Here is a 3,472-nt window from a genome sequence, read left to right as displayed (position 1 = left end):
TCTTTATCCATCGGTGAAGGCAAATAACGACATACGGCATCTAATAAGAATTGAACTCCTTTATTTTTGAAAGCAGAACCACATATCATAGGTATGATACTCATATCCATAACTGCAGCTCTCAAAGCAGCGTGCACTTCGTCTTCTGTAATTGAATCTTCATCTTCCATGAATTTCTCCAGAAGGTTTTCATCATAAGCAGCAACTTCTTCGATTAGTTTAGCTCTGTATTGAGCAACTTCTTCTTTTAATTCCTCCGGGATAGCAATTACATCAAAAGTAGCTCCCTGTGTTTCTTCATGCCAAACAATAGCACGGTTTTTCACTAAGTCAACGATTCCTTTAAAATCCAGCTCATCGCCAATAGGTAATACAATAGGAACAGCATTTGAACCAAGCATTTCTTTTACTTGTTTACAAACATTTAAAAAGTCAGATCCCTGACGGTCCATTTTGTTAACAAAGCCCATTCTTGGCACTTTGTAGTTGTCTGCCAGTCTCCAGTTTGTTTCAGATTGAGGTTCAACACCATCAACTGCACTAAACAAAAAAACCAACCCGTCAAGTACACGCAGTGAACGGTTTACCTCTACGGTAAAGTCAACGTGACCGGGAGTATCTATAATGTTGAAATGGTAGTCTTTGGCATCGGGAGTTGGCTCAGCGTTTTCCATCGGAAAAACCCACTTACACGTTGTTGCGGCAGAAGTAATGGTGATACCTCTTTCCTGCTCTTGTTCCATCCAGTCCATAGTGGCAGCTCCATCGTGAACTTCTCCCATTTTATGACTTACACCGGTATAGAAAAGAATACGCTCAGTAGTTGTTGTTTTTCCTGCGTCAATATGCGCAGCGATCCCAATATTTCTTGTATATTTTAAATCTCTTTGTGCCATTGTAAATTAAAATCTAAAGTGTGAGAATGCTTTGTTTGCTTCAGCCATTTTGTGTGTATCCATACGCTTTTTTACAGCTGCGCCTTCCTCTTTTGCCGCAGAAATTACTTCGCTGGCAAGTCTTTGTGCCATTGACTTCTCATTTCTCTTTCTCGAATAAGAAATCAACCACTTCATAGCGGTTGAGATTTTTCTGTCGGGTCTGATTTGCATTGGAATTTGGAAGGTAGCTCCACCCACTCTTCGGCTTCTTACTTCAACGTGGGGCATTACATTTGACAATGCATCTTTCCACAGTTCAAGAGCCGATTTTTCTTCGTCTTGTTTCTTTTCTTCCACAATGTCCATGGCATCGTAGAAAACTTTAAAGGCAACCGATTTTTTACCATCGTGCATCATCATGTTCACAAAGCGTGTAACAAGCTGATCGTTAAATTTTGGATCGGGTAAAAGCGGTCTTTTTTTGGCCTGTCTTTTTCTCATGTCTTCTTTTTAAAAGTTGTTAATTACTTTTTTGGGCGTTTTGCACCGTACTTAGATCTTCTTTGCGTTCTGCCTGCAACACCTGCAGTGTCCAAGGCTCCACGAACGATGTGGTATCTAACTCCCGGCAAATCCTTTACCCTTCCACCTCTAACCAATACTATCGAGTGCTCTTGCAGATTGTGACCCTCTCCCGGTATGTATGCGTTTACTTCCTTTCCATTGGTTAACCTTACACGCGCTACTTTGCGCATCGCAGAGTTTGGTTTCTTTGGAGTGGTAGTATATACACGCGTACACACACCTCTTCTTTGAGGGCACGAATCCAAAGCAGCCGATTTACTCTTCTTGGTTATTTTGGCTCTTCCTTTTCGTACTAATTGTGAAATTGTTGGCATATATAATATTTGTTACAATAAATTAAATAGAATATCCCCTTTTTTAGGGTTGGCAAAGGTAGAAATAAATCTTAATTAATCAAATCTTCATTCATTAATTTTATGGAAGTATTTTTTTATTTTTCAATCAGCACGAAAAATGCTTTAAATTCGTTATCTCAAAACACTTCAAACTCATAAATTGAAACACTTTTTCTGTCTTTTTTTATACCTATATATATATACTGTTTTTTCAGGGCAGGTTTCCGGGCAGAATCTTTACCTGAATGTTGCGGGAAAAGACAGTTTGGAAACCTCAGTCTTGAACAAACAAATTTCATCTACAATCTTTAACGATTTTATTTCGCTTCAGTCTGCTGTAGATACACTTGAAATTCGTCTTGAAAAAATGGGGTATATTGAACTGGAAAGAAAACGTTTTGAAAGAATGTCCGATACTGTTTTTTTAGCAGAATATCACCTAAATACATTATATGATAAAATTATTATTCATAATACCAATAGACTTCTTGATTTGGGGATTACGCCCCGTGAACTTGAGAGCATTTCCGCAGAAAAAGAAAACGGCCATATTATAGTCCCTTTTGAGGCCGTTGAAAATGTTTTGCGCTTTCTGAACTCAAAGCTCAGTGAAATGGGAGACCCTTTTGTGATTGTTAAACTTGAAAACATAAAACCCTCAAATGAATTTTCAAACACACTAGAAGCCAATCTTGGACTCGAGTTAAAAAGCATCCGAAAAGTAACAGGCATTAAAATAATGGGTTATGAAGATTTCCCCAAAGCTTTTTTAAGGTACACCGCAGGAATCAGGGAAGGAATGTTGTTTCAAAGGGAAAAAATTGTCGAGCGAAGTTTTTTGCTGGACAACCTTGGTTTTGTTCAAAATATCAAAGCACCAGAGGTTTTGTTTTCTCCTGACGGGACAGAGTTGTATCTCTATCTTGAAAAAAAGCCCAACAATTTATTTGATGGAATAATTGGTTTTACCACCAATGAAGAAACAAATAAGCTGGAGTTGAACGGTTATGTCAATTTGCAATTGAGCAACAACCTGAATTTTGGTGAAATGTTGCAATTACAGTATAAAAATGACGGAAACCTCCAAGAGCAATTTAAGGTGGAAGTGGAGCTGCCTTTTTTATTTCAATCGCCCTTTGGGCTGGAACTGGGCTTAGACTTCTTTAAACGTGACAGTACGTTTTTAACTGTTGAAAAAAACGCATTGGTCAATTATCATTTCAACACCCGCACCAAAGTTTTTGCCGGATACAAGGATTATGAGTCTAAAAATTTGCTCGACAGCCAGCAGGTGGGAAATTTTATCGAGGATTTTAACTCCGCTTTTTTTGTATTTGGCGGGAATTACAGTATTCCTCAGCGCAGTGAAATTTTTCCGGTCAAGACAAGGTTTTTAATAAGTAATGAAATTGGAAACCGAAAAGTAGGGAATATCAAAACCGCTCAGTATCGTGTTGCGATTAGGGCAAGCCATATAGTTAACCTCAATGCAAATAACTCAATTTTTATTCGCAATAGTACAGGATATTTAAACTCTGAGAATTATTTAATCAATGAATTGTTTCGCTTTGGCGGGATAAACAGCATCAGGGGGTTTGATGAAAACAGTATAGACGCATCTGTATTTTCAGTTGTAAATACTGAGTATAGGTATTTACTTATGCGCAATACTTT

The 3,472-nt window shown here is 38.0% G+C and carries 4 protein-coding genes; 1 reads left to right on the top strand and 3 read right to left on the bottom strand.

Features of this window, described 5'->3' with window-relative positions; genetic code table 11:
• The 3 genes from AC6F75_RS14745 to rpsL all read right to left on the bottom strand — a co-directional run.
• Window positions 1–896: GTP-binding protein (locus AC6F75_RS14745; RefSeq protein WP_500715849.1), on the bottom strand; the 896-nt coding region annotated here is incomplete at its 3' end.
• Between the two features lie 6 nt (window positions 897–902).
• A complete protein-coding gene (rpsG, locus tag AC6F75_RS14740; protein WP_500715848.1) occupies window positions 903–1,379 on the bottom strand; it encodes a 30S ribosomal protein S7 in 477 nt (158 codons plus the stop codon).
• Window positions 1,380–1,402: 23 nt separating this feature from the next.
• Entirely contained in the window at window positions 1,403–1,777 is a 375-nt protein-coding gene (gene rpsL, locus AC6F75_RS14735; RefSeq protein ID WP_006795815.1) for a 30S ribosomal protein S12, read from the bottom strand.
• Window positions 1,778–1,958: 181 nt separating this feature from the next.
• Here rpsL and AC6F75_RS14730 point away from each other — a divergent pair.
• Window positions 1,959–3,472, top strand: a 1,514-nt coding sequence (locus AC6F75_RS14730) for a BamA/TamA family outer membrane protein (RefSeq protein ID WP_500715847.1), incomplete at its 3' end; no start/stop codon positions are given.

The sequence above is a fragment of the Planktosalinus sp. genome, from assembly GCF_059864935.1.
Note: the sequence above shows the minus strand (reverse complement) of the source record. Positions and strands in the feature narration are given on the sequence as shown.

Coding starts and splice junctions, on each gene's coding strand:
- rpsG (WP_500715848.1), bottom strand. CDS start 1,379: ATGAGAAAAAGACAGGCCAAAAAAAGACCGCTTTTACCCGATCCAAAA.
- rpsL (WP_006795815.1), bottom strand. CDS start 1,777: ATGCCAACAATTTCACAATTAGTACGAAAAGGAAGAGCCAAAATAACC.